General features: G+C 68.8%; 23 protein-coding genes and 1 tRNA gene. 6 read left to right on the forward strand and 18 right to left on the reverse strand.

The genetic code is table 11. The features are described from left to right. Positions 1 to 2 precede the first annotated feature (2 nt). The 9 genes from der to ACZ2G3_RS13185 all read right to left on the reverse strand — a co-directional run bounded on the left by der (position 3) and on the right by ACZ2G3_RS13185 (position 9,960). Complete coding sequence (gene der, locus ACZ2G3_RS13145; protein ID WP_419270325.1) at positions 3 to 1,487, reverse strand: ribosome biogenesis GTPase Der; 1,485 nt, start codon at positions 1,485 to 1,487, stop codon at positions 3 to 5. Continuing rightward, a complete protein-coding gene (locus ACZ2G3_RS13150) occupies positions 1,484 to 2,809 on the reverse strand; it encodes an outer membrane protein assembly factor BamB family protein (RefSeq protein WP_470396472.1) in 1,326 nt (441 codons plus the stop codon). The genes der and ACZ2G3_RS13150 overlap by 4 nt, the downstream gene beginning before the upstream one ends. A 41-nt stretch (positions 2,810 to 2,850) precedes the next feature. Further along, positions 2,851 to 3,525, reverse strand: coding sequence for a tetratricopeptide repeat protein (locus ACZ2G3_RS13155; protein WP_470396473.1), 675 nt, complete (start codon positions 3,523 to 3,525; stop codon positions 2,851 to 2,853). A gap of 154 nt (positions 3,526 to 3,679) precedes the next feature. Beyond that, complete coding sequence (locus ACZ2G3_RS13160; protein ID WP_470396474.1) at positions 3,680 to 4,279, reverse strand: superoxide dismutase; 600 nt, start codon at positions 4,277 to 4,279, stop codon at positions 3,680 to 3,682. Positions 4,280 to 4,391: 112 nt separating this feature from the next. Further along, positions 4,392 to 4,910 carry a sarcosine oxidase subunit gamma gene (locus ACZ2G3_RS13165; protein WP_470396475.1) on the reverse strand — a complete coding sequence of 173 codons (519 nt, stop codon included), beginning with the start codon at positions 4,908 to 4,910 and terminating at the stop codon, positions 4,392 to 4,394. Next, positions 4,903 to 7,833 carry a sarcosine oxidase subunit alpha family protein gene (locus tag ACZ2G3_RS13170; protein ID WP_470396476.1) on the reverse strand — a complete coding sequence of 977 codons (2,931 nt, stop codon included), beginning with the start codon at positions 7,831 to 7,833 and terminating at the stop codon, positions 4,903 to 4,905. Before ACZ2G3_RS13170 ends, ACZ2G3_RS13165 begins: the two co-directional genes overlap by 8 nt. Next, complete coding sequence (locus tag ACZ2G3_RS13175) at positions 7,830 to 8,165, reverse strand: sarcosine oxidase subunit delta (protein ID WP_470396477.1); 336 nt, start codon at positions 8,163 to 8,165, stop codon at positions 7,830 to 7,832. The genes ACZ2G3_RS13170 and ACZ2G3_RS13175 overlap by 4 nt, the downstream gene beginning before the upstream one ends. A 186-nt stretch (positions 8,166 to 8,351) precedes the next feature. Next, positions 8,352 to 8,603 (reverse strand): hypothetical protein, encoded by a 252-nt coding sequence (locus ACZ2G3_RS13180; protein ID WP_419270338.1) that lies wholly within the window; start codon positions 8,601 to 8,603, stop codon positions 8,352 to 8,354. Positions 8,604 to 8,694: 91 nt separating this feature from the next. Beyond that, on the reverse strand, positions 8,695 to 9,960 hold the full coding sequence (locus ACZ2G3_RS13185; RefSeq protein WP_470396478.1) for a sarcosine oxidase subunit beta family protein: 1,266 nt from the start codon (positions 9,958 to 9,960) through the stop codon (positions 8,695 to 8,697). A 198-nt stretch (positions 9,961 to 10,158) separates the two neighbouring features. On the opposite strand from ACZ2G3_RS13185, the gene ccmI reads away from it, so the two are divergent. The 3 genes from ccmI (at position 10,159) to ACZ2G3_RS13200 (ending at position 12,205) form a co-directional block, all read left to right on the forward strand. After that, on the forward strand, positions 10,159 to 11,394 hold the full coding sequence (gene ccmI / locus ACZ2G3_RS13190) for a c-type cytochrome biogenesis protein CcmI (RefSeq protein ID WP_470396479.1): 1,236 nt from the start codon (positions 10,159 to 10,161) through the stop codon (positions 11,392 to 11,394). Further along, positions 11,391 to 11,861 (forward strand): Holliday junction resolvase RuvX, encoded by a 471-nt coding sequence (gene ruvX, locus ACZ2G3_RS13195; RefSeq protein ID WP_470396480.1) that lies wholly within the window; start codon positions 11,391 to 11,393, stop codon positions 11,859 to 11,861. Before ccmI ends, ruvX begins: the two co-directional genes overlap by 4 nt. Before the next feature lie 137 nt (positions 11,862 to 11,998). After that, positions 11,999 to 12,205 carry a DUF1289 domain-containing protein gene (locus ACZ2G3_RS13200; protein WP_470396482.1) on the forward strand — a complete coding sequence of 69 codons (207 nt, stop codon included), beginning with the start codon at positions 11,999 to 12,001 and terminating at the stop codon, positions 12,203 to 12,205. On the opposite strand, the gene ACZ2G3_RS13205 is transcribed toward ACZ2G3_RS13200, so the two are convergent. The 5 genes from ACZ2G3_RS13205 to gltX form a co-directional block, all read right to left on the reverse strand. Next, positions 12,172 to 13,104 carry a DnaJ C-terminal domain-containing protein gene (locus ACZ2G3_RS13205; RefSeq protein WP_470396483.1) on the reverse strand — a complete coding sequence of 311 codons (933 nt, stop codon included), beginning with the start codon at positions 13,102 to 13,104 and terminating at the stop codon, positions 12,172 to 12,174. The genes ACZ2G3_RS13200 and ACZ2G3_RS13205 overlap by 34 nt on opposite strands. A 56-nt stretch (positions 13,105 to 13,160) precedes the next feature. Beyond that, positions 13,161 to 14,219: an aldo/keto reductase gene (locus tag ACZ2G3_RS13210; protein ID WP_470396484.1), complete on the reverse strand. Its 1,059-nt coding sequence runs from the start codon at positions 14,217 to 14,219 to the stop codon at positions 13,161 to 13,163. Between the two features lie 63 nt (positions 14,220 to 14,282). Continuing rightward, entirely contained in the window at positions 14,283 to 15,764 is a 1,482-nt protein-coding gene (locus ACZ2G3_RS13215) for a phospholipase D-like domain-containing protein (protein WP_470396485.1), read from the reverse strand. A gap of 171 nt (positions 15,765 to 15,935) precedes the next feature. Next, positions 15,936 to 16,012: transfer RNA gene (locus ACZ2G3_RS13220), tRNA-Met, on the reverse strand. Positions 16,013 to 16,151: 139 nt separating this feature from the next. Then, positions 16,152 to 17,474, reverse strand: coding sequence for a glutamate--tRNA ligase (gltX, locus tag ACZ2G3_RS13225; RefSeq protein WP_470396486.1), 1,323 nt, complete (start codon positions 17,472 to 17,474; stop codon positions 16,152 to 16,154). A gap of 80 nt (positions 17,475 to 17,554) precedes the next feature. Here gltX and ACZ2G3_RS13230 point away from each other — a divergent pair, with 80 nt between their 5' ends. Both ACZ2G3_RS13230 and ACZ2G3_RS13235 read left to right on the forward strand, forming a co-directional pair. Next, on the forward strand, positions 17,555 to 17,962 hold the full coding sequence (locus ACZ2G3_RS13230; RefSeq protein WP_419270354.1) for a metallopeptidase family protein: 408 nt from the start codon (positions 17,555 to 17,557) through the stop codon (positions 17,960 to 17,962). After that, on the forward strand, positions 17,959 to 18,912 hold the full coding sequence (locus ACZ2G3_RS13235) for a 1-phosphofructokinase family hexose kinase (RefSeq protein ID WP_470396487.1): 954 nt from the start codon (positions 17,959 to 17,961) through the stop codon (positions 18,910 to 18,912). The genes ACZ2G3_RS13230 and ACZ2G3_RS13235 overlap by 4 nt, the downstream gene beginning before the upstream one ends. Positions 18,913 to 18,969: 57 nt before the next feature. Here the strand turns inward: ACZ2G3_RS13235 and ACZ2G3_RS13240 are convergent, their stop codons facing one another. Continuing rightward, positions 18,970 to 19,296, reverse strand: a complete 327-nt coding sequence (locus ACZ2G3_RS13240) for a DUF6280 family protein (RefSeq protein ID WP_042251710.1) — start codon at positions 19,294 to 19,296, stop codon at positions 18,970 to 18,972. Positions 19,297 to 19,653: 357 nt separating this feature from the next. On the opposite strand from ACZ2G3_RS13240, the gene efp reads away from it, so the two are divergent. After that, a complete protein-coding gene (efp, locus tag ACZ2G3_RS13245) occupies positions 19,654 to 20,217 on the forward strand; it encodes an elongation factor P (RefSeq protein ID WP_111301981.1) in 564 nt (187 codons plus the stop codon). Between the two features lie 72 nt (positions 20,218 to 20,289). Here efp and dinB read toward each other — a convergent pair whose 3' ends face one another. Genes dinB through ACZ2G3_RS13260 form a run of 3 tightly spaced genes read right to left on the reverse strand, consistent with a single transcriptional unit; the run spans position 20,290 to position 23,755 of the window. Then, positions 20,290 to 21,378 carry a DNA polymerase IV gene (gene dinB, locus ACZ2G3_RS13250; RefSeq protein WP_470396488.1) on the reverse strand — a complete coding sequence of 363 codons (1,089 nt, stop codon included), beginning with the start codon at positions 21,376 to 21,378 and terminating at the stop codon, positions 20,290 to 20,292. After that, a complete protein-coding gene (gene ygfZ, locus ACZ2G3_RS13255; RefSeq protein WP_470396490.1) occupies positions 21,375 to 22,094 on the reverse strand; it encodes a CAF17-like 4Fe-4S cluster assembly/insertion protein YgfZ in 720 nt (239 codons plus the stop codon). The genes dinB and ygfZ overlap by 4 nt, the downstream gene beginning before the upstream one ends. Continuing rightward, the gene (locus tag ACZ2G3_RS13260) at positions 22,091 to 23,755 is read right to left on the reverse strand and encodes an ABC transporter ATP-binding protein (RefSeq protein WP_470399130.1); all 1,665 of its coding nucleotides are present in this window, start codon (positions 23,753 to 23,755) and stop codon (positions 22,091 to 22,093) included. Before ACZ2G3_RS13260 ends, ygfZ begins: the two co-directional genes overlap by 4 nt. Positions 23,756 to 23,989: the final 234 nt, after the last annotated feature.

The following is a 23,989-nucleotide window of genomic DNA, read 5'->3' on the forward strand; positions in this document are numbered from 1 at the left end:
GATCAGCTGCCCTTGGGCTTCTGGCGGTTCTTGTGCTTGGACAGCGCGCCAGACTGGACGATCTTGGTTGCCTTGGCCTTGAAGGGGTTGTCGCCCCCCTGGTCGCGGAAGAACAGGCGGATCGGCGTGCCGGGCATGTCGAAATCCTGCCGCAGCCCGTTGATCAGGTAACGCTGGTAGCTGTCGGGGATCTTGTCGGTATGCGTCGCCTTGACGATGAAGGCCGGCGGCCGCGTCTTGACCTGCGTCATGTACCGCAGGCGGATGCGGCGGCCACCCGGCGCCGGGGGCGGGTGGCTCTCGGTCATCGCGCCCAGCCACTGGTTCAGCCGCGCGGTGGACACCCGGCGGTTCCAGACCTCATGCGCCTTGACGACGGCATTATGCAGACGGTCCAGCCCCTTGCCGGTGCGCGCCGACACGGTGACCAGCGGCGCCCCCTTCAGCTGCGGCAGCAGCTTTTCGAAACTGGCGCGCATCTCGTTCAGCTTGTGGGACTTGTCATCCTCCAGGTCCCACTTGTTGACCGCCACGACGACGGCGCGACCCTCGGTCTCGGCAAAGTCGGCGATGCGCAGGTCCTGGGTCTCGAAGGGGATCTCGACGTCCAGCAGGACGACCACCACCTCGGCAAAGCGGACCGCGCGCAACCCGTCGGCCACCGACAGCTTTTCCAGCTTCTCGGTCACGCGGGCGCGCTTGCGCATGCCGGCCGTGTCAAAGATGCGCATGGGCGTGCCCATGAAATTCGTGGTCACGCTGATCGAATCGCGGGTGATCCCGGCCTCGGGACCGGTCAGCAGGCGATCCTCGCCCAGGATCTTGTTGATCAGCGTCGACTTGCCCGCGTTGGGACGGCCGATCACGGCCATCTGCAGCGGACGCGCCTCGGACGGGCGCCAGTCCTCGGACCCCTCGCCCGATTCGGCATCCTCGTCGCTCAGGTCGATGTCGGTCGCGGCCTCGATGGGCGCGGGACGCTCGGCCTCGATCCGGTCCGACAGCGGCATCAGGACCCGGTACAGGTCGTCCATCCCCTCGCCATGCTCGGCCGAGATGCGGATCGGCTCTCCCAGACCAAGGGCATAGGCCTCCATGGCGCCCGCCTCTCCGGCACGGCCCTCGGACTTGTTCGCGGCGATGATGACGTGCTTGGCACGGCGGCGCAGGATCTCGGCGAAATACTCGTCGGCTGCGGTGATGCCGATGCGGGCGTCGACCACGAACAGGCAGATGTCGGCCTCGTCCACGGCGCGCTCAGTCAGGCGGCGCATGCGGCCCTGCAGGCTGTCGTCCTCGGCCATCTCCAGGCCGGCGCTGTCGATCACGACGAAGCGCAGGTCCCCCAGGCGGCCGGCGCCCTCGCGGATGTCGCGGGTGACGCCCGGCTGGTCATCGACCAAGGCGAGTTTCTTGCCAACCAGACGGTTGAACAGGGTGGACTTGCCCACATTGGGCCGTCCGACGATGGCGAGTGTGAATGTCATCTGAACGCATGCAACTGGCCGTTGCGCGCAACGACGTAAAGGGTTTGACCGGCGACGACGGGGGCCGAGGCTGCCCCGCCGGGGATCTGCGCCTGGCCGACCAGCGCGCCGGAGGCGGGATCGAAGCTGCGCAACATGCCATCACTGGAGGCGACATGCAACCGCCCTCCGGCAAGGACCGGTCCGTAATGGGCATGGATGCCGCTTTGACGGCGCACGCGCTCGGTCGTGAAATAGGGCAGCGCCTGGCGCCAGATGACGCCGCCGGTGGCCGCATCCAGCCGCACCAGCTCGGCCTGGTCGTTGACCGCAAAGACCGAACCGCCCGCCACGACGACCGGGCTGGTGGCGCCGTCGCGCGCGCTCCAGTCCTGAAGCCCCGTGGCCAGGTCCATCGCCTCGATCCGCCCCGAGGAGGTGCCGGCATAGACCCGCCCGCCCGAGATCACCGGATCGCCGGTCAGGTCGCGGACGACGGCGATGCTGCGGCCCTGCCGGGTGCCGGCGATCTGCCCGGTCCAGTTGGTCAGCCCGCTGTCGCGATCCACCGCCATCACCTGCCCCGAGGAGAACGGGAACAGCACGGTGCTGCCCTGCACCGCCGGAACCGACACGCCCATCACGCCCGAGCCTGAGGGCATGCCCGAGGTCTGCCAAAGCACCCGCCCGTCGCTGGCGCGCACGGCCCAGCCCACGGAATTGCGCGCCGCGACATAGACGACGCCATCCTGCACCGCAGGGCCGCCGCCGATGGGCGCATCGACGCGCTGCCGCCACAGGACCGCGCCCGAGGCGGCGTCCAGCGCCACCAGTTCGCCAAAGCCGGTGGTGGCAAAGAGGCGGCCGCCCTCATAGGCCAGCCCCCCGCCCGAGGCGCTGTCGGGATCCTCCAGCGCCGGGGTGATGTCGGTCGACCAGGCGCGCCCGCCCGTCAGCGCCGTCGCGGTCACGCGGGCAAGGCTATCCATGGTAAAGATGCGGCCGCCTGCGACGACCGGATCGGCGGTGATGCGATGGCGGCGGCTGTCGCCCTGCCCGATCGGCGCGGACCAGATCCGGGCGCCCGCCGCGCCCAGCTGGACATGGCCCGGCGCATGGGCGGCATTGCCGCCGCGATGGGTCCATTCGGCATTGGTGACGGGCGCCGCCAGCGACAGCACGGTGCTGCTGACGCCGGGCTGCCCCTCGACCGCGGGACCGTCGGGCGAGGTCACGGCCAGCGGGTCCAGACGCTCTCCGGGCAGGATGACGTCACGGTCCGCGCAGGCCGCAAGGCCCAGTCCGGCGGCAAGCACCAAGGTCAGTCGCAGCGTGGCGGTCATCCCTGCCTCTCCCTCGTCAGTTTCTGTCTGCCGCGCCGCGGTCAGTTGGTTACGGGCATGCCATCCAAGCCGGCCACGGGCTCTGCGCCAAGGGCGACCATCATCTCGGACAGGCGGCGACGCAAGGCCTCGGTCAGGCCATCCTTCTGCTGGATCTGACGGATCAGCGTCACGGCATCCTCGGGGCGCCCGGCACCGATCAGGGCGACGGCCTTCTGCTCCAGCGCCAACAGCTCGAAGGGGGCGCCGCTGCGCGACAGGCGCGCCAGCAGGGCGTCACGCTCGGACGGGTCCATGTCGGGGCCTTCCAGCATCACCAGCTTCAGTTCGGCCAGGTCATGCAGGACGCTGCCATCGGGCGTGTCGCCCGACACGTCCCGCAGGGCCTCGACCGCCGCATCCGGCTGGTCCGACTGCGCGGCGGTCGAGGCCGCCAGCAGGCCCGCCAGCACCTCGCGCCCGGCGGAACCCTGCGGATCGACTGCGCGGATGGCCGCCGGATCGCCCGCCGCCTCGGCCGCCAGGATCGCGTCGCCCCAGGCCTCGGCCGCGGCCCGATCCTGCGCGCGGCTGTATTCGCGCCAGGCCGCGCCCCCGACGATCAGCAGGATCACCAGGATGCCGATCCAGCCATAGCGCCTGAAGGCGCCATAGAGCCGGTCGCGGCGCAGTTCCTCGGTCACCTCGTCGATGAAGCTGTCGTTCTGGTTGGCCATGGCCGCCTCGGTCCGATCTGTCTTGCGTTTCAGAGGTCTTATACCGCCGTGGCCGGAAAAGCCAATGCCGGCGCACAGGGGCACCGGCATTGGCCGCGCGCATGAAAAAGGCCCGCCGATCGCGCGGCGGGCCCTGATGCGGAATGGCGCGGGATCAGAGGCGCGAGGCCACGTTGTCCCAGTTCACCAGGTTGTCCAGGAAGTTTTCCAGGTACTTCGGGCGCGCATTGCGGAAGTCGATGTAGTAGCTGTGCTCCCACACGTCGCAGCCCAGCAGCGCGGTCTGGCCGAAGCACAGCGGGTTCACGCCGTTCTCGGTCTTGGTGACCTCCAGCCCGCCATCGGCGTTCTTGACCAGCCAGGCCCAGCCCGAACCGAACTGGCCGACGCCGGCCTCGGTGAACTTCTTCTTGAAGTCCTCGACCGAACCGAAGCTGTCCTTGATCGCCGATTCCAGCTCGGACGGCATCGCGCCGGGGTTCGGGGCCATCATTTCCCAGAACTGGGCATGGTTCCAGTGCTGGCTGGCATTGTTGAAGATGCCGTTCTGCGCCACGGCGCCCTTCTGGTAGGTGCCCTTGACGATGTCCTCCAGCGACTTGCCGTCCCACTCGGTCCCGGCCACCAGTTCGTTCAGCTTGGTGACATAGGCGTTGTGGTGCTTGTCGTGGTGGTATTCCAGCGTCTCGCGGGACATCCCGGCGGCTTCCAGAGCGTCGTGGGAATAGGGAAGATCGGGAAGGGTGAAGGCCATGTTTTCAATCCTTTCAGAGGGGTGATGCCGAGCCGGGCGCACGGTCGCGCATTCGCCTGCCCAACGCAAGGGGGCCGGCGCGGTTCCAGCGGCCGGCAGGTCGCGCCTAGGCTCAGCGCGGGGCCAGCTGGCTGCCGGGGATGGCGGCATTGGCCAGGATCAGCCCCAGATAATCGGCCGTTGAACGGAAGCCGATGACGCGAAAGCCGCCCTCGATGCGCCAGATCGCCGCAGCGGTCTGCGCCAGCCGCGTGCGGCGCAGGTGGCCCCGGGGCATGGCGGCGGCATCGACCGGGGCCAGCTTGGCCACCACATCGGCGGCATGGGGACCCAGGATGTCAAAGACCGCGCGCGCGTCCGAGACATCGACGACCAGGCCGGGCTCTCCGGTCAGCGCCTGCTCCAGCGCGAGGGTCGCCTCGGGCAGTTCGGCCGCGGGCAGGATCAGCAGCAGCTCGTCCGGCGACATCCAGCCCAGGGCGCGGCTGCCGTCGGTGACGATGCCCGTCCGGTCGGGAAGGGCCAGGCCCGCGGCCTCGGCCAGCGCATCGCCGGCACGCGACAGGTCGGCGCGCAGGGTGATCATCCCCAGGCCGGTTTGGCGGGTGATGGTGGCCAGTGCCTCAGCCATTCAGGCGGCTCCCTTCCTTGTCGTAAAAGACCGGATCCACGATCCGGGCCCGCATCGTCGTGCCCGAGGGCATCGGGAAATCCAGCACCTGCCCCATCCGGGCCGGGCCGTGATGAACCAGGCCCATCGCGATCGGCCGGTCCAGCGTCGGCGAATGATAGCTGGAGGTCACGCGCCCCTGCACCCGGCGCTGGCCATTGGCATTCACGCCCTCGGCCACGGCATAGGCGCCATCGGGCAGCACCCGCCCGTCCAGGCTTTCCAGCCCGACCAGCTTCCAGCGGTTGCTGTCGGTCATGTGCAGGCGCCGCTGCGCGCGCTTGCCGATATAGTCGGCCTTCTTCTTCGAGATGGCCCAGTCCAGTCCCAAGTCCTGGGGGATGATCGTGCCGTCGGTCTCGTCCCCGATCATGATGAAGCCCTTTTCGGCACGCATCACATGCATGGCCTCGGTGCCATAGGGGGTGATGCCCAAGTCCTGGCCGGCCTGGTGCAGGCCTTCCCACAGTTCCAGGCCCCGGTTCGCCGGCACCGCGACCTCATAGCTGAGTTCGCCCGAAAAGCTGATCCGGAAGACGCGGGCGGGGATGCCCGCCACCTGCCCTTCGGCCCATTGCATGAAGGGCAGCCCCGCCTGCGACAGGTCGATGCTGCCGCCAAGGCGTTCCAGCAGCAGGTGCGCCTGGGGGCCGGCGACGGCGATCTGGGCGAACTGCTCGGTCAGGTTGGCGGTATAAACCTGCCAGTCCCACCATTCGCATTGCAGCCAGTCCTCCATGTGGCCATGGATGCGGTCGGCGCCCCCGGTCGTGGTGTGGCAGAGCCAGCTGTCCTCGGACAGGCGCGCCACGACGCCGTCATCCATCAGGAATCCGTTCTCGTTGCACATCAGGCCATAGCGGCATTTGCCCACCGGCAGGTTGGACATCATGTTCGTGTAGAGCATGTCCAGCAGCCGCCCGGCATCCGGCCCCTTGACCAGGATCTTGCCCAGGGTCGAGGCGTCCAGCGTGCCCACGCCCTTGCGCACCGCCAGGATCTCGCGCGCGACGGCCGCGTGCCGGTCCTCTCCCCCGCGCAGATAGGCATAGGGACGCCGCCACTGGCCCACGGGCTCGAAGCTGGCGCCATGCGTCTCGTGCCAGGCATGGATCGGCGTCTTGCGCAGCGGCTGGAAGGCCTCTCCCTTGGCCTCGGCCGCGATCGTGGCCAGGGTCAGCGGCGTGTAGGGCGGACGAAAGGTCGTCGTGCCGGTCGCCTGGATCGGCTGGTTCAGCGCATTCGACAGGATCGCCAGGCCGTTGATGTTGCTGACCTTGCCCTGGTCCGTGGCCATGCCAAGCGTGGTATAGCGCTTGGTATGCTCGACCGAGGCATAGCCTTCGCGCGCGGCCAGTTCGACATCGGTGACCTTTACGTCGTTCTGGAAATCCAGCCACATCTTGGCGCGCAGCTTGTAGGGGGCGCGGGCGGGCATGACCCAGACGGCCTGCGTGGGCGCCTCGAACTGCTCCAGCGGGCCTGCGCAGCGCAGATCGCCATTGGCGGCGCCTGCCACGGTGACATTGCCCTGTCCATCGGGGCCCAGGGGCGGGCGGTCGGGGTCGGGGCGGAACATGGCCTCATCCTCGTCCCAGATCAGCTTGCCGCCGCAATGGCTGTAGAGATGCACGACCGGCGACCAGCCGCCCGACATGGCGACCACGTCGCAATCGATGCTGTCCAGCGCCCGCCCCTCGCCCGACTGGTCGCAAAGGACCACCGTATTGACATGGCGGCCGCCCTTGACCTTGGCGATGCCCATGCCGGTCAGCACGGTGATGCCGGCGGCGCGGGCCGCGCGGGGCAGCGCGCCCTCGGCCACGGGGCGGGCATCGACGACGGCCGGCACATCCAGCCCTGCGGCCTGTGCCGCCAGGGCGGTGCGATAGGCGTCGTCGTTGTTCGTGACCACCAGGATGCGCCGGCCGGGGGCGACCCCGTAATCGCGGATGAAGTCGCGCACGGCACTGGCCAGCATCACGCCGGGCACGTCGTTGCAGGCAAAGGCCAGCGGCCGTTCCAGCGCCCCCGTGGCGGCGATCACATGGCCCGCGCGGATGCGCCACAGGCGCTGTCGGGGAATGCCCTGGTTGGGGTCGTAGTCGGCCAGCGCCTCGCGCGCGATCAGGTAACCATGGTCGTAAAGCCCCGTCGCCATGCAGTTGCGGCGCAGGGTGACCTTGTCCCGGCGGGACAGCTCGTCCAGCAGCGCGTCGATGGCCGCCTGCCCCCCGCCATGGTCGACAGGCGTGCGCCCGCCCCAGACCGGCGACTGTTCCAGCACCAGGACGCGCTGGCCCGCATCCGCCGCGTCGCGGGCAGCGGTCAGCCCGGCAATGCCGCCGCCCACGACGACCACATCGGCAAAGCCATAGGCCTGTTCGTAGCGGTCCGGGTCCGGGTCGGTCGGCGCCCGGCCCAGGCCCGCGCTTTTGCGGATGAAGGGTTCGAACAGGTGCTTCCAGAAGGAGCGCGGATGGATGAAGGTCTTGTAGTAGAAGCCCGCCGGCAGGAAGGGCGCCAAAAGGTTGTTCACCTCGCCGACATCGGCATCCAGCGAGGGCCAGCAGTTCTGGCTGCGCGTGACCATGCCCGCCACCAGGGGCGTCGTGGTGGCGCGCTGGTTCGGCTCGAACCGGCCGCCCTGGCCCAGGCCCAGCAGGGCGTTCGGTTCCTCGGCGCCCGAGGCGATGGGACCGCGCGGGCGGTGATACTTGAAGGACCGTCCCATCAGCATCTGGCCATTGGCCAGCAGGGCCGAGGCCAGCGTGTCGCCGGTCAGCCCCCGCAGGTGCCGCCCGTCGAAGCGGAAGGGCAGTTGCAGGGCGCGATCCACAAGGCGGCCGCCGGTGGACAGGCGAAAGGGGGGCGTGTGGGTCATGACGCGGTCGTCCAGTCGGGTTGCCAGTCGGGATAGGTCTGCTGGATCGCCGCGACGATCCGGGCCGGGGGATGCTTGGTCTGCGCCTCGTAGGTGCCAAAGACCTGCAGCGTCGCCGTGCAGCGGGCGGCCAGGAACCACTTGCCGCAGCCATAGGCGTGGCGCCAGCGTTCGAAATGCACGCCCTTGGGGTTCTTGCGGGCGAACAGATAGGCCTCGAACTCGTCATCCGTGCCCTGCGGGCCGACGCGCATCAGATGCGCCTCGCCGCCGGGCTGCAATTCGGTTTCCTCGGCGGCGATGCCGCAGCAGGGACAGGTCAGGATCAGCATGGGCGGGTCCTTGCGAGGCCAGAGAAGACAGGGAAACATGCGAACGCCCCACAGCGGCGGGACCGCGCGGGGCGTGCTTGGCGGATCAGCGGCCGCAGGATTGCCGTGCGACCACGGACAGGTTGTCCCCGATGCGCGCGGGATGCCGTCACGGGGACGGCATCCGCACGGACAAGCCGGACGGGATCAGTTGGCCGGAGCGGGCTCGACTTCGGGGGTGTCGGTCTCGACGGTGACATCGGGGGTGTCGACCTCGGGGGCCGTGTCCACGATGACATTGGTGTCGCCACCGGCCGGCGCCGGGTCCACGATTGCGGTTTCGCTATCCACCGTCGCGTCGCCGACGCTGTCGCCGGACATGAAGAAGAACAGCAGCGCCACGACGACGACGATCGCGCCGACGATGAAATAAAGACCGTTGTTGTTGCGGTCGGCCATGGGAGTCCCTTTCGGTGAAAGCAGTTGCATCTCAGCAATTCCGCTGCGGGCCCGCCGGTTCCATCCCCCTGATTCATCAGTGCAAACATGCTTAATGCGCCACACCGGCGGCGACGGATTCGTCGATGAAGCGACCCTCGCGGAAGCGGTTCAGCCCGAAGGCCGCGGCCAGCGGGCCGGGCCTGCCCGTGGCGACCAGTTCGGCCATGGCCCAGCCCGATCCCGGGATCGCCTTGAAGCCGCCGGTGCCCCAGCCGCAGTTGACGAAGATGCCACCCACCGGCGTCGTGGACAGAATGGGCGAGCGGTCGCCGGTCATGTCCACGATCCCGCCCCACTGCCGCAACATCTTGAGGCGCGACAGCATCGGGAAGGTCTCGATCAGGGCGCGGACGGTTTCCTCGACATGCTGCCAGCTGCCGCGTTGGGTGAAGTTGTTGAAGCCGTCGGTGCCGCCGCCGATCACCATCTCTCCCTTGTCGGATTGCGACAGGTAGCCGTGAACGGTGTTGGCCATGACCACGACATCCATGCAGGGCTTGATCGGCTCCGACACCACCGCCTGCAGCGCCACGCTTTCGATCGGCAGGCGAAAGCCCGCCATCTCGGCCAGCTGGCTGGAATGGCCCGCGACCACGATCGACAGCTTGTCGCAGCCGATGCGGCCCTTGGAGGTGTTGACGGCGCGGACCTGCCCGCCCTCGGTCTCGATCCCCTGGACCTCGCAGTTCTGGATGACATGCATGCCCATGTCGGAACAGGCCCGGGCATAGCCCCAAGCCACCGCGTCATGGCGGGCCGTGCCGCCGCGCGCCTGGTAAAGGCCGCCCAAAACCGGATAGCGCGGACCGTCCAGGCTGATGATCGGCACCAGCTCCTTCAGGCGCTGCGGCTCCAGCCATTCGGTGGCGACGCCCTGCAGGTTGTTGGCATAGACGGTGCGCTTGTAGCCGCGGATCTCGTGTTCGGTCTGCGCCAGCATGATCAGGCCACGCGGGCTGAACATGATATTGTAGTTCAGGTCCTGGGACAGGGTTTCATAAAGGCTGCGGGATTTCTCGTAGATCGCGGCCGAGGGATCCTGGAGGTAGTTCGACCGGATGATCGTGGTGTTGCGCCCGGTATTGCCGCCGCCCAGCCAGCCCTTCTCGATCACCGCGACATCGGTGATGCCGAAATTCTTGCCCAGGTAATAGGCGGTGGCCAGGCCGTGACCGCCGGCCCCCACGATGACCACCTTGTAGCGGTCGCGCGGGGCCGGGCTGGTCCAGGCCCGGTTCCAGCCCTGGTGCTGGCGCAAGGCTTCGCGGGCCAAGGCGAAGACGGAATAGCGGCCGGAGCGGGGGGCGTCGGGCATGATGGCTCCCTGAAATGAATCAGCATCAGAATGACGCCGGGGGGCGGCAGGCTCAAGATGCGTCGCGGCGGATCACGGCAAAATGCGACATGCGACCTTGTGACCGGCGCAATGCCCCCATCGCGGCCCCGCATTCGGTCACGGGCCGCTTTCGGATCGCGGGCAATCGGGCTAGGGAGGGGGCAACGGAGGATGCCGATGTTCTGGATGCTCGCCGCGGGCCTGACCGCGATTGTCGCCTTTGCCATTCTGGCGCCGGTCTGGCGCGGGCGCGCCGCCGCCGGGACCGAGCCCGCCGCCGCCTATGACCTGCGCGTCTATCGCGACCAGCTGCGCGAGGTCGACCGCGACCTGGAGCGCGGCGTGATCCAGCCCGAGGACGCCCACCGCCTGCGCACCGAGATCGGCCGCAAGGTGCTGGACGCCGACAGGCGCCTGTCGCGCAGCCGGCCCCTGGTCGCCTCGGAGCGCCCGGTCTGGGCCCTGCTGGTGCTGGGCGCCGTTCTGGCCGGGGCGGTGGCGCTTTACCTGCGCGAGGGCATGCCGGGCGCCGCGGACATGCCCCTGGGCGAGCGGATCGCGGCCGCCGACGCCGCCTATCAGAACCGCCCGACCCAAGCGGAGGCCGAGGTGGCGGCGCCGCCCCGCCCCGCGCCCGACCTGTCCGATACGGACAGCGATTACATGTCGCTGGTCGAACAGCTGCGCGAGGCGGTGGCCCGCAACCCGCAGGACATCCAGGGCCTGACGCTGCTGGTCAGCAACGAGATCCGCCTTGGCAACATGACCGCCGCCCGCCAGGCCCAGCAGCAGCTGGTCGAGGCGCTTGGCAGCGGGGCCGACGCAATAGAGCTGCTGCGCCTGGCCTCGCTGATGATCGAGGCGGCGGGCGGCCTCGTCACCGTCGAGGCCGAGGCCGTGCTGGCCCGCGCGCTGACACTGGACCCAGACCAGGCGCAGGCGCGCTATCTGCAGGGCGTGCTGCTGATCCAGAACGGCCGCCCGGACCGCGCCTTCCCGATCTGGCGCCGCCTGCTGGAACAGGGTCCGCCCGAGGCGCCGTGGATGCCCTCGATCCGGGCCGCCATCCGGGACCTGGCCTGGCTGGCGGGTCAGCCCGACTATCAGCCGCCTGAGGACCCCGCCGCCGCCCTGCCCGGCCCCGATGCCGATGCGATGGCCGCGGCGCAGGACATGTCGCCCGAGGACCGCCAGCAGATGATCGAGGGGATGGTGTCGGGCCTTCAGAACCGCCTGGCGACCGAGGGCGGCTCGCCCGAGGAATGGGCGCGGCTGATCGGCGCCCTGGGTGTCCTGGGTCGCACCGACCAGGCCGGTGCCATCTGGGAGGAGGCCCAGCAGCGCTTTGGCTCCGCGCCCGAGGCGCTGGCTCCGATCCGCCAGGCGGCGCAAGAGGCGGGGGTCGCCGAATGATCCACGAGGACATCATCGAATTTGCCGCCGCCCTGCCCGCCGTCGGCGCCGTCGCCGGGCTGGACCTGGGCACCAAGACCATCGGCGTGGCGGTTAGCGACGGCATGCGCCAGGTCGCCTCGCCGATCACCGTCATCCGCCGGCAAAAGTTCACCACCGATGCCGAGGCGCTGCTGGCGATCGCCCAGGACCGGGGCCTGGTGGGACTGGTCCTAGGCCTGCCGCGCAACATGGACGGCTCCGAAGGGCCGCGGGCGCAATCGACCCGCGCCTTTGCCCGAAACCTGACCCGGCTGACGCCGCTGCCCATCGCCTATTGGGACGAGCGCCTGTCCACCGTCGCCGCCGAACGGGCGCTGCTGGAGGCCGATACCTCGCGCAAGCGCCGGGCCGAGGTGATCGACCAGGTCGCCGCGGGATATATCCTGCAGGGCGCCCTGGACCGCCTGCGCTATCTGGCCCGCTGACCATCCCCCGCCACCCGGAGCGTCAGCCCTAGGGTCTGGGGCCAAGCGGCAGCGTCCGGGGCGGGCCTTGCTCGGCCCGGCCCGCCCCCTCCGACGCACCCGGCCTCACGGTTCACGACCCCGCCAAAGGAACACCAATGATCGAAAGCCCCTGCATCCAGATCTGCCAGATCGACCCCGACGCGCAGATTTGCATCGGCTGCTTTCGCAGCCTGACCGAGATCGCCTGCTGGGGCAGCATGACGCCCCAGGCCCGGCGCGCGGTCATGCAGGACCTGCCCGCGCGCGAGGCGGCGCTGGCAGAAAACGATCAGCCCGTCGCCATGCCCCGTCTGGGATCATAGCCGTTTTCCTGCCGCCATTCCTCGAAGAAGGCCGCCAGCTTTGCATCGACCTTGGAAGGCATCGCGATGCGCAGTTCGACATGCTGGTCGCCGCCGTTGACCCCCCGGCCCCGCAGGCGCAGCCTCTGACCCGAGGTGGCGCCGCGCGGGATGGTCAGGTTCACCGGCCCGTCGATGGTGGGCGCCTGCACCTTGCCGCCCAGAACCGCCTCGTCCAGCGCGATCGGCAGGACCACGTGGATGTCGTCCCCTTCGCGCCGGAACAGCGGGTGATCGGCGACGCTGACATCCAGATAGGCGTCGCCCGCCGGGGCGCGGCCCAGTCCCGGCGCCCCCTTGCCGCGCAGGCGGATCGTCTGGCCATCGCGCACCCCCTTGGGGATGGCCACATCCAGCGTCCCCCCTTCGGGCAGGGTGATGCGGGTCCGGCCGCCGCGGACGGCGGTCAGGAAGTCCACCTCCAGCTGATAGCGCATGTCCTGACCGCGCTGGTCGGCCCGCGCGCCGCCGAAACTGCCAAAGCCCCCGAAACCGCCCCCGCGCCCGCCGGTCCGCTGGCCAAAAAGGTCGGCAAAGACATCCGACAGATCGGGATCGCCCGCATGTCCGGCCGCGTCGCCAAAGGGATTGCCGCCCGCGCCCGCATGCTGACGGGTCCGCCAGCGCGGCCCCTGTTCCTGGCCCTGCGCGTCAATTTCACCCGCGTCAAAGCGGCGGCGCTGCTCGGGGTCCTTCAGCAGGTCATAGGCCGCCGAGGCCGCCTTGAAACGCGCGACCGCCGCCGGCTCCTGGTTCAGGTCCGGGTGGTCGGTCTTTACGATGCGCCGATAGGCCTTCTTGATGTCCTCCGCGCTGGCGTCACGCGAAACGCCGAGCGCTGCATACGGATCGCCTGCCATGCCTGGTCCTCATGTTTCTCTGCCTCGTCAGAAAGATAGAGGCAGCCTGCGTTTCATCAATAGGGCAAAGGAAAGGCCTTGTGCAGCCTTTCGATGCCGCGCCGCAAGTCGTCAGGCAGGTCGCGGTCAAGACCGGCGATCAGGTGACGCAGCTGATTGGTCGTCGTGGCGCCGATGATCGGCACGACCTTGAAGGGGCGCGTCAACTGCCAGGCGATGGCCATGTGGATCACGTCCCAACCATGTTCGGCCGCCAGCCGGCCATAGGCCGAGGCCGCCTCGACGCCGCGCGGGGTCTTGCGCCCGCCCAAGTTCCCCGGCCCGCCCGTGGCCTTGTCCACCGCGGCCCGGCTGCCCTCGGGCATGGCATCATCGGCGTATTTCCCCGTCAGCAGCCCGGCGGCCAGCGGCGAATAGGACAGCAGAGTCACGTCCTCGTTCACCGCCGTTTCGGCCAAGTCCGTGTCATAGGGCCGGTAGAGGGGCGAGTATTCGTTCTGGATCGACGCCATGCGCGGCGCCCCGATCCGGTCGGCCACATCGCACCACCGGGTCAGGCCCCAGGCCGATTCGTTCGACAGTCCGACCGCGCGGATCTTGCCAGCACGCCGTGCCGCCGACAGCGCCTGCAGCACGTCCTGCATATGCGCCAGCGTCGCGGCCTTGTCCTGGCCCGACGGATCAAAGGCCCAGTTCTGGCGGAAGGCATAGGAGCCGCGCACCGGCCAGTGCAGCTGGTACAGGTCGATCCGGTCCGTCTGCAGCCGCCGCAACGAGGCGTCGATGCAGGCCGTGACCGTGGCGCCGTCAAAAGGCGCGCCGTCGCGGACCATCTGGCTGGGGCCGGTGATCTTGGTGGCGATCTCGACGCGGTCGCGATGGCCCGTGCGCGCCAGCCAGCGGCCGATGATCTCCTCGGACCGGCCGATGGTCTCGCGCCGCACCGGGTTCACCGGATACATCTCGGCGCAGTCCATGAAGGTCATCCCGACCTCCAGCGCCGCATCCATCTGGGCATGCGCCCCCGCCTCGTCGGTCTGGTTGCCAAAGGTCATGGTGCCAAGGCAGATCCGGCTGACCTCGACCTCGCTGCCGCCCAGTTTCACGCGTTCCATCAGATCTTTCCATTCCTGTCGCTTGGCCGCAGGCTAGCGGACGGGGCGGCAGGCGCAACCCGCCTAGGCGGGACGCCTGCGGCGCGGCCAGCGCCAGCCCTTGAACAGGCTGCGCTTGTGAAGCGGCTCGAAGATCTTTTCGGGGCCCTCGGGGTCCATGATCTCGTTGTCGGCCATCCAGATCTGCAAGCCGTTCAGCTCGGGGATCTCATAGGGAGCCAGCGTCCGCCCCTGCCCTCGCGGTCCGCGGCTGGTCTCGATCATGGCAATCAGGCTGCCATGCTCGGCGATCAGCTGCGACACCTTCTCCGGCGGCAGTGACAGGTGCTCGCCCAGAAGGTCGTCGCGCAGGGCGATGATCTCCTCGCGCACCGTGTCGCAGCCCGGCCGGTCGGCCGCCAGCACCACGTCGCATTCCGTGTCCAGCCGCATCGAGCGGTTGTTGAAGTTCGACGAGCCGACCCGCAGATAGATGTCGTCGACGATCATCAGCTTGGCATGGACATAGATCTCGGCCCCGCCGTCGGTCAGCGGGTGATAGATGCGGAACCGTCCGCGGTGATCCAGCCGCTGCAGCGCCTCGACCAGCCGGGCGCGGGCGGTGTCCATGGCCAGCGGCTCCAGCCAGCCCTCGGCGCTGACCGGGTTCACGATCACGATCTCGGGCGGATCATCCTCGGTCAGCCGCTTGGCGATGGCCTGCGCGATGCGGCGCGAGGCGAAATACTGGCTTTCGGCATAGATCACCCGCCGGGCCCGCGCGATCAGGTCCAGATACATCTGCTCGATCTCGAAGGAGGGATGCACGTCCGGGATCTCGGGCCGGGTGCGCGCGATGGCCAGGGGCACGTCACGGAACCGCGGCACCAGCACGTCGGGCCAGCAGCCGGCCCCATCCGACACGGGCGACAGTTCCTCGCCCGACGCGATGCGCCAGCGGTCGCGCGCCAGGTCGCCCAAGGCTTTCGCCGCCGGGCCGTCAAAGCAACTGGTCGCGTCGTGCCAGGGCTTCATCGGCTTGCCGCGCGCGCTGACCCGCAGCGGATTGTCATCCAGGTGCTCGCGCGTGTCCCAGCGGCCTTCCGTGATGTCGATGCCGCCGCAGAAGGCTAGGCAGTCGTCGATGACCACGATCTTGTGGTGGTGCGAACTGGCCAGGGGATGGGCGCCATCCAGCCGCAGCGTGATCCGGGGGTGCATCTTCCAGCGCAGGATCGTCAGCAGCGTGGTCCCGCGAAAGATCGATTTCAGTGCCCCCTTGTCCCAACGCAGCAGGCGGATGTGCAACCCCGGGTTCCGCCCCGCCAGCCAGACCACGAAGTCGCCCAGGCAGGACGGCCCGCCATCCGCCGAGGCATCGCCCAAGGGAATGCGCGCGTCAAAGTCCCAGCCCACCATCAGGATGCTGCTGCGCGCCTGCAGCATGGCCTGCCGGACGGCACGGAAATACTCGTCGGCATCGGCAATGACCGCGAAGCGCCCCGACTTCTCGACCCGCCAGCAATTGTGTCCGGGGCGGGTCAGGCGTTCACTCGTTGCGTCCATGCTGATCTGCCACCCCTGAAAATTCCACCACTTATTCCCCGCTGCCCGCCGGGAAAGGCCATCGCCACAACACATGAAGCTGGAGCATCGTTCCCCTGCCGCCAAGGGGCATTTGAATACAACTTGCCGCGACGGGCAACCGCATCGAACAGGCTGTAACTGTGAGGGAAATGGTAGCGGAGGAGGGACTTGAACCCCCGACACGCGGATTATGATTCCGCTGCTCTAACCAACTGAGCTACTCCGCCACGGAGTAGCGGCGATCTAGAATAATGCCGCAGGGTCGTCAAGCGGTTTTGACGGGTTTTCTGCAGGGGAGACGGTTGCGATCCGTGTGGGCGGGGGGATGCGGGGGGCAGCAGGCCCCCCGCGATCGCAGGACGCAGATCAGCCGCGCGCCTTCACGACCTGCAGCAGCGGCATCACGTCCGACATCTCGGGGCCGTGGGCCTGGCCGGTGACGGCCTTGCGCAGCGGCATGAACAGGCCCTTGCCCTTGCGGCCCGTGGCCTCCTTGACGGCCGCCGTCCATTCGCCCCAGGTCGCGTCGGTGAAGGGACCCTCGGGCAGCAGGGTCATGGCCTGGGCCACGAACTCGGCATCCTCGGGGTCGATCTGCGGCTCGGCCCCCTCGCTGAAGATCTGCCACCAGCCCTCAAGATCCTCCAGCCGGGTGATGTTCTGCGAGGCGACCCGCCAGAAGCGCTCGGCCTGGTCCGCCGGCACGCCAAGCGCCGCGATCCGGTCGGCCACCTGGTCGAAGGGCAGGCGCTGGTTGCGCTCCCGCGTCAGGGGCCACAGATCGTCGGCCTCGAACTTGGTGGGCGATGCGCCGAACTGCGACAGGTCAAAGGCCTCGGCCAGCTCGTCCAGCGAGGCCAGTTCCACCGGCACGCCCGATCCAAGCCGCGCCATCAGGCTGATCAGCGCCTCGGGTGCCACGCCCGCCTCGCGCAGGTCCTTCAGCGACAGCGCGCCGATGCGTTTGGACAGTTCCTCGCCCTTGGCGCCGGTCAGCAGCGAATGATGCGCAAAGGCCGGGGGCGTGCCGCCGATGGCCCGGATGATCTGGATCTGGGTCGCGGTGTTCGTCACATGGTCCGACCCGCGCACGATATTCGTGACGCCCATGTCGGTGTCATCCACGCTGCTGGCGAAGGTGTACAGCACCTGCCCGTCGGCACGGATCAGCACCGGATCGCTGACCGAGGCCGCGTCGATCGAGATGTCGCCCAGGATGCCGTCGGTCCATTCGATCCGCTCCTGCTCCAGCAGAAAGCGCCAGTAACCCTCGCGGCCCTCGGCCCGCATACGATCCTTGTCAGCGTCCGAAAGGTGCAGGCCGGTGCGGTCATAGACCGGCGGCTTGCCCATGTTCAGCTGCTTCTTGCGCTTCAGGTCCAGTTCGGTCGGGGTCTCGAAGACCTCGTACAGGCGGCCCGACGCCTTCAGCGCCTCGGCCTCGGCGCGATAGCGCTCCAGGCGCAACGACTGGCGCTCCACCCGGTCCCAGTGCAGCCCCAGCCAGTCCAGGTCGCGCTTGATCCCCTCGACATATTCCTCCTTGCTGCGTTCCTGGTCGGTGTCGTCCAGGCGCAGGATGAAGGTGCCGCCGGTCTTGCGGGCGATCAGATAGTTGAACAGCGCGGTGCGCAGGTTGCCGACATGGATATGGCCGGTGGGCGAGGGCGCGAAACGAGTGATGGTCATGGGGCGTCTCCTGTTGGGGTTGCTCTTTCACAGACCGGCATTTTTGTCCATATCGGGGGTTGAACGCAGGAGGCGCTGGAATGAGTGACTGGGATGGGCGGACCGCCCCCGACGCAGCCGAGATCGAGGCGATGGCCCGCACGGCCCTTGACGGTCTGCCGGCGGAATTCGCGGCCGCCGCTGCCGCGGTGGCGATCCGCGTGGCCGAATTCGCGCCCGAGGACGTGCTGGACGAATTGCAGATCGACGACCCGTTCGAACTGACCGGCATCTATGACGGCGTGCCCCTGACCGAGAAGTCGGTCGCCGACCAGCCGGGCCAGCCCGACATCATCTGGCTCTATCGTCGTCCGATCATGGACGAATGGGCCTCGCGCGGGGATGTCACCCTGGGCGATCTTGTCGTCCATATCGTCACGCACGAGATGGCGCATCACTTCGGCTGGTCCGACGACGACATCGCCACCATCGATCGTTGGTGGGAATGAGCGGCCAGGCCCCCATCCTGACCGTCACGCTGAACCCGGCGCTGGATCTGTCCACCGCCGCCGACCAGGTCGTGCCCGACCTGAAGCTGCGCTGCGACAAGCCGGTGGTCGATCCCGGCGGCGGCGGCATCAATGTCAGCCGCGCCATCAAGATCATCGGGGGGCAGTCGACGGCCATGGTGGCGCTGGGCGGGGCAACGGGCACCCGGCTGGCCGAGATGCTGAAATCGGCCGGCCTCTCGGTCCTGCGCCTGACCGCGCCGGGGGAGACCCGCCAGTCGCTGGCGGTCACCGACCGCACGACGGGCGGGCAGTACCGCTTTGTCATGCCGGGCCCCGAATGGCACATGGCGCAGGTGGCCAGCACCATCGCCGCCATCGGCGAGGCCGCCCTGGCTGGGGGCTGGGTCGTCGTCTCGGGGTCGAACCCGCCGGGCGTGGCGGCAGGGTTCGAGCAGATGCTGACCGTGCGCCTGAAGGACGGGCGTGCCAAGCTGCTGGTGGACACGTCGGGCGACGCGCTGCGGGCGCTGGCGGGATCGTCGATCCCGGTGGACGTGCTGCGCATGGACAGCCACGAGGCCGAGGGACTGGCGGGGCGCCCCCTGCCCCTGCGCAGCGACAGCGCCGAATTCGCCGCGGGCCTGGTCCGGAACGGCGCGGCGCGATCGGTGATCGTGGCGCGCGGCGCGGACGGGTCGGTGGTTGCCGGGCCCGACGGTGCCTGGCACGCAACGGCGGCGCCCGTGGCGGTGGTCAGCGCGGTCGGAGCGGGCGACAGCTTCGTGGCGGGCTTTGTCTTGGCCATGGCGCGAGGCTGGCCCGTGCAGGAGGCGCTGGCCTTGGGCACGGCGGCCGCATCGGCGGCGGTCAAGACCCCGGCGACCGAGCTTTGCCATGCCGACGACGTCCGGCATTTCTATTCGCAGCGCATCATCACCCGGCTCTGAGCAACAAAAGAGGCCGTCCCGAGGGACGGCCTTGAGCATTGGGCGATGCGCGCCGGATCAGGCGGCTTCGGCTTCCTCGGCTTCGGCGGCCATGCGGCGTTCGCTTTCCTCGCGCGACAGCGCGACCGAGGTGCGCACACCCTTCGACACAAATTCCATCAGGCCCTTCACCACGCGCTCGTTGGGGTCGATCCCCGCGCAGGACAGCACCTCGCGGCCATCGCGCGACCGCGCCCAGCGGGCGATCTGCTCGGGGCCGTTGCCATATTTCTTGTCATCCGCAATGGCATCATCCAAAGCAGCCAGAACCACGGCCGCAAACAGCTTGCGGGCCCGCTGGCCCTGTTCGAAATTGAAAGCCGAGCCGTCAACAAAATCGCGCATCGTGTTCGTCCATCTCTTGCGGTCCCATCAGCACGACAGGACCTGTGGGGAAACTTGACGCTTCCCCTGTTTCTTGAATCCGTTTCTCCGACGGTGCTGCAGCCTTAGCCTTTCGCAACTCCGATTCGGTATCCCCTGCGCCGCATGTCTGCCATGTCTCTACTGCATGTCGCGCAAAAACGGGAAAAAACTGCCCTGGTTCCCGTATGACGGCAGCCGCTTGCCCATGTTGCCGACTTGACAACGCCGCAGAAGCGATCTGGTTGCCTGAGAAGGCAGGCCCCGATATAGGGGGTCCAATTCGCCGTTCAACGCCCGACCGGCGCAAAACCTCCGCAATCGCACGAGAAGCATCCCATGCCCAAGATCAACGGCAACGAAATCCGCCCCGGCAATGTGCTGGAACATGACGGGGGCCTGTGGGCCGCCGTGAAGGTCAGCCATGTCAAGCCCGGCAAGGGCGGCGCCTTCGCCCAGGTCGAGATGAAGAACCTGCGCGACGGCCGCAAGCTGAACGAACGCTTCCGTTCGGAAGACAAGGTCGAACGCGTCCGCCTGGACCAGAAGGACCAGCAGTTCCTGTATGAAACCGACGGCAAGCTGGTCTTCATGGACAGCGAGACCTTTGAGCAGACCGAGCTGGACGCCGAGTTGCTGGGCGATCGCCGCCCCTTCCTGCAGGACGGCATGACCGCGACCATCGAATATTATGGCGAAGAGGCCCTGTCGGTCTCGATCCCGCAGAAGGTCACCTGCACCGTGGCCGAGACCGAGCCGGTCGTGAAGGGCCAGACGGCCGCCAACAGCTACAAGCCGGCGATCCTGGACAACGGCGTGCGCATCATGATCCCGCCCTTCGTCGGCGAAGGCGAGGCGATCATCGTCAACACCGAGGTCTTCGAATACAGCGAGCGCGCCTGATCGTCGCAGGCCCCGCACCACAGCCCACAGGAACGCCCCGTGCATGTCGCGCGGGGCGTTTTTGCTGCGCGCTCAGTCGAACAGGCTCAGCTGCGCCGGGTCGGGGTCGTCCTGGTCAAAGCCTGACAGGGTGATCCCCAGCAGTCGCGCCCCCCGCGGGTCCGGCAGCACCATGCCCGCAAGATCGCGCGCGATGTCCAGCATCTCGGCCTCGGACGCGACAACATGCCCCAGGCTGCGCGCCCGGGTCACCTGCTGGAAATCGGCGAACTTGACCTTGACCGTCACCGTCCGGCCGCGCAGCTCGTGGCGCGCCACCGTGGCCCAGACCTTGGCGGCCAGGGGCGCCAGCGCCTCCACGGCCTCCTCCAGCGTCAGCAGATCGGAGGAATAGGTGTTCTCGGCCCCCACCGACTTGCGGATGCGGTCGGGGCTGACCCGGCGGTGGTCGATCCCGCGCGAGATGTTCCAGTAATAGCGCCCGGCCTTGCCGAACCGCCGCAACAGGAAATCCAGGTCCTGCGCCCGCAGGTCGGCGCCGGTCTGGATGCCCATCGCCTGCATCTTTCCGGCCGTCGCCGGGCCGATCCCGTGGAACTTGCCGACCGGCAGCGACAGCACGAAATCGGGGCCGCGGTCCGGGGTGATCACGCAAAGCCCGTCGGGCTTGTTCTGGTCGGAGGCCAGTTTCGCCAGGAACTTGTTGTAGCTGACCCCCGCGCTGGCGGTCAGCTGCGTCGCCGCCCGGATGCGGGCGCGGATGTCGGAGGCGATGCGCGTCGCGGTGCGGCCCTGCAGGTGGTCGGTGACGTCCAGATAGGCCTCGTCCAGCGACAGCGGCTCGACCAGGGGCGTGTAGTCGTGAAAGATCGCGCGGATCTGCTGGCTGACGGCGCGATAGACGTCAAAGCGGTGGCGCACGAAGATCAGGTCGGGGCAAAGCCGCGACGCCGTGACCGAGGGCATGGCCGAGCGCACGCCAAAGACCCGCGCCTCGTAGCTGGCGGCCGCCACCACGCCGCGCGCCGCCGACCCGCCGACCGCCACCGGCTTGCCGCGCAGTTCGGGAAAGTCGCGCTGTTCGACCGAGGCGAAGAAGGCGTCCATGTCGATATGGATGATCTTGCGCAGCCCCGGTTCGGGCTGCGCCTCCGGGATCATGCGGGAAACAGCCGCGCCTCGCCCGCCTGCATGTCGGGGCCGACGCGGTCGTGACGGACATGCGCGATGGCCTGCCCGCCCGACTGGGTGAACAGGGTGCCCACCTCGCGCCCGTCGGCGGTGATGGGGGTGCCCACGGGCGCCGCGCCTTCGATGTGCAGCACCTGCAGGCCCTTGCGCAACTCGGTCTTGTGCTTCATCCGCGCGGTGACCTCCTGGCCCACGTAACAGCCCTTGCGGAAATCGACGCCGTGCAGACGCTCGAACCCGGCCTCCAGGATATAGGTGTCGTTCGGGACCAGCTCGATCCCGGTTTCGGGGATGCAATGGGCGACCCGGATCGCATCCCAATCGCTGCCGTCATCGCCCGCCTGCCCATAGAGCCGCCAGCCGAGCGCGGGGTGGCGCGGGTCGGCAATGGCGCCTTCGGGGGCGGGGCCGGTGCCGCGCGCCACGGGCATGTCCACCGCCTCCAGCGCCACCTTGCTGCGCAGCTTGTACATCGACAGGCGCCGCAGCAGGTCGGGGGCCAGTTGCGCCTCGACATCGATCAGCAGCGCGTCGCCGTCGGGGATCACCAGGAAATCGACCAGGTACTTGCCCTGCGGCGTCAGCAGCGCCGCCCAGCAGGGCGCGCGGCGGATGTCGTTGGTGACAAGCCCCTGCAGAAAGGCTTCGCGGTCCTCTCCGGTCAGGCGGATGATCTGGCGGGTCATTCATTCTCTCCGAATTGCAGCGCGACAAGCCGGGCATAGGCGCCGCGCCTGGCCATCAACTGGTCATGGCTGCCCTGTTCGACAACCCTGCCCGATTCCAGGACCACGATCTTGTCGGCATTGCGGATCGTGGACAGGCGGTGGGCGATCACCAGGGTCGTGCGGCCCTCGGACAGCTTGTCCAGCGCGTCTTGGACCAGCCGCTCGCTGGCGGTGTCCAGCGCGCTGGTGGCCTCGTCCAGCAGCAGGATCGGCGCGTCGCGCAGCAGGGCGCGGGCGATCGCCACGCGCTGGCGCTGCCCGCCCGACAGCGACGATCCGCGCGGGCCGACCGGACTGTCCAGGCGGCGCTGCTCGTCCAGAAAATTGGTCACATGGGCCGCCTCCAGCGCGCGGCCCAGGTCGGCATCCGAGGCCTCGGGCCGGCCCATCAGCACGTTGTCGCGCAGGCTTTCGTCGAACAGCGCCGATTCCTGCGCCACGGTCGAAAACTGGTCGCGCAGAACGCCCAGGTCATAGTCCGACACCGGCACGCCCCCCAGCAGGACCTGCCCCCGATCGGGGTCCACCATCCGGGTCAGCAGGTTGAAGACCGTGGACTTGCCGGCCCCGGAGGGCCCGACCAGCGCCGTCGTCTGCCCCGCCGCGGCGGTGAAGGACAGCCCGTGCAGCACGACCTGCCCGTCATAGGACAGCCAGACATCCTCCAGCCGCACGTCCATGCTGTCAGGCGGGGCCAGGCGCGGGCCCGACACGACCGTCGGCTGCGTGTCAAAGACCTGGTAGATCCGCTCCAGGCTCGCGGCGGCGATCTGCCAGGTGCCGGCCAGCCCGCCAAGCCGCCGCATCGGCTGGAAGGCCAAGGCCAGCGCCGTGAAGAATGCCATGAAATCGCCGACGCTGCGCTGGCCCTCCATCACCTCGCTGCCGCCCAGGGCCAGCACCGCGACAAAGCCGATGCCGGTCACGATGTCGGTCAGCGCCGGGATCACGCTGGAGGTCGCGGCGACCTTGGTCTCGGCCTGCCGGATGCGGCCGACGATCTGGGCAAAGCGCTCGGTCTGGGCGGCCTCGGCCCGGTTCAGCCGGATCGAGGCGATGCCGTGCAGCACCTCGTCCAGCCGCGTCGCGCGCAGGCTGGCATTGGCGCGGTTCTGGCGCACCTTGCGGCGGATATAGCGCTGGACCAGCGCCGCCGGCATGATCAGGATCGGGGCGCCGATCAGCGCGCCCAGGGTCCAGACCGGGTCGATGGTTAGCGCCACCCCGAACAGCATCACCAGGCTGATCGCGTCGCGCGTGGCCCCGGTGATCAGCGTGGCCCAGACCCCCTGCACCGCGATGGTGTCGCCCTGGATGCGCTCGATCATCGCGCCCGGGGGATTGTCGCGGAAGAACCGCTGGTCCAGCGTCAGGATATGCGCCAGCAGCCGCGTCTGCATCAGCGTCGACACCGACAGCGAGATCCGCGTCAGCAGCGCCCGGCTGGAGATCAGGGTCACAGCGCGCAGCAGGAAGATGCCAAAGATCGCCCCGCCGACCCACCAGATCGCGCCCTGCTGCTGGCCGATGAAGACCACGTCGAACAGTGGCTTCAGCATCCAGCTGATCAGCGCCAGGGTCGATCCCTCCAGCGTCATCAGCAAAAAGGCCAGCAGCATGCCGCCGCGATGGGGGCGAAGATAGTCGTCCCACAGCCTGCGCAGCAGCCCCGGCACCTTGGCGCGATCGGGGGCGGCGGGGGCCCCGGCGCGGGTGGCGGTGGCGATCAGGCGGGCGGGGCTGTCTTTGCGCGGATCCACGGGTCTGGCGGGCCTTTCGGTCACGGGCGGGCGGCATCACGGCGCGGCCGGCCATCTCTGGTTCTCAGCCATACCCCGTTCCAGCCCGCCGCC

This window comes from Paracoccus sp. KKT209 (assembly GCF_055635455.1).

Coding starts and splice junctions, on each gene's coding strand:
- der (WP_419270325.1), bottom strand. CDS start 1,487: ATGACATTCACACTCGCCATCGTCGGACGGCCCAATGTGGGCAAGTCC.
- ACZ2G3_RS13150 (WP_470396472.1), bottom strand. CDS start 2,809: ATGACCGCCACGCTGCGACTGACCTTGGTGCTTGCCGCCGGACTGGGC.
- ACZ2G3_RS13155 (WP_470396473.1), bottom strand. CDS start 3,525: ATGGCCAACCAGAACGACAGCTTCATCGACGAGGTGACCGAGGAACTG.
- ACZ2G3_RS13160 (WP_470396474.1), bottom strand. CDS start 4,279: ATGGCCTTCACCCTTCCCGATCTTCCCTATTCCCACGACGCTCTGGAA.
- ACZ2G3_RS13165 (WP_470396475.1), bottom strand. CDS start 4,910: ATGGCTGAGGCACTGGCCACCATCACCCGCCAAACCGGCCTGGGGATG.
- ACZ2G3_RS13170 (WP_470396476.1), bottom strand. CDS start 7,833: ATGACCCACACGCCCCCCTTTCGCCTGTCCACCGGCGGCCGCCTTGTG.
- ACZ2G3_RS13175 (WP_470396477.1), bottom strand. CDS start 8,165: ATGCTGATCCTGACCTGTCCCTGCTGCGGCATCGCCGCCGAGGAAACC.
- ACZ2G3_RS13180 (WP_419270338.1), bottom strand. CDS start 8,603: ATGGCCGACCGCAACAACAACGGTCTTTATTTCATCGTCGGCGCGATC.
- ACZ2G3_RS13185 (WP_470396478.1), bottom strand. CDS start 9,960: ATGCCCGACGCCCCCCGCTCCGGCCGCTATTCCGTCTTCGCCTTGGCC.
- ccmI (WP_470396479.1), top strand. CDS start 10,159: ATGTTCTGGATGCTCGCCGCGGGCCTGACCGCGATTGTCGCCTTTGCC.
- ruvX (WP_470396480.1), top strand. CDS start 11,391: ATGATCCACGAGGACATCATCGAATTTGCCGCCGCCCTGCCCGCCGTC.
- ACZ2G3_RS13200 (WP_470396482.1), top strand. CDS start 11,999: ATGATCGAAAGCCCCTGCATCCAGATCTGCCAGATCGACCCCGACGCG.
- ACZ2G3_RS13205 (WP_470396483.1), bottom strand. CDS start 13,104: ATGGCAGGCGATCCGTATGCAGCGCTCGGCGTTTCGCGTGACGCCAGC.
- ACZ2G3_RS13210 (WP_470396484.1), bottom strand. CDS start 14,219: ATGGAACGCGTGAAACTGGGCGGCAGCGAGGTCGAGGTCAGCCGGATC.
- ACZ2G3_RS13215 (WP_470396485.1), bottom strand. CDS start 15,764: ATGGACGCAACGAGTGAACGCCTGACCCGCCCCGGACACAATTGCTGG.
- gltX (WP_470396486.1), bottom strand. CDS start 17,474: ATGACCATCACTCGTTTCGCGCCCTCGCCCACCGGCCATATCCATGTC.
- ACZ2G3_RS13230 (WP_419270354.1), top strand. CDS start 17,555: ATGAGTGACTGGGATGGGCGGACCGCCCCCGACGCAGCCGAGATCGAG.
- ACZ2G3_RS13235 (WP_470396487.1), top strand. CDS start 17,959: ATGAGCGGCCAGGCCCCCATCCTGACCGTCACGCTGAACCCGGCGCTG.
- ACZ2G3_RS13240 (WP_042251710.1), bottom strand. CDS start 19,296: ATGCGCGATTTTGTTGACGGCTCGGCTTTCAATTTCGAACAGGGCCAG.
- efp (WP_111301981.1), top strand. CDS start 19,654: ATGCCCAAGATCAACGGCAACGAAATCCGCCCCGGCAATGTGCTGGAA.
- dinB (WP_470396488.1), bottom strand. CDS start 21,378: ATGATCCCGGAGGCGCAGCCCGAACCGGGGCTGCGCAAGATCATCCAT.
- ygfZ (WP_470396490.1), bottom strand. CDS start 22,094: ATGACCCGCCAGATCATCCGCCTGACCGGAGAGGACCGCGAAGCCTTT.
- ACZ2G3_RS13260 (WP_470399130.1), bottom strand. CDS start 23,755: ATGCTGCTGGCCTTTTTGCTGATGACGCTGGAGGGATCGACCCTGGCG.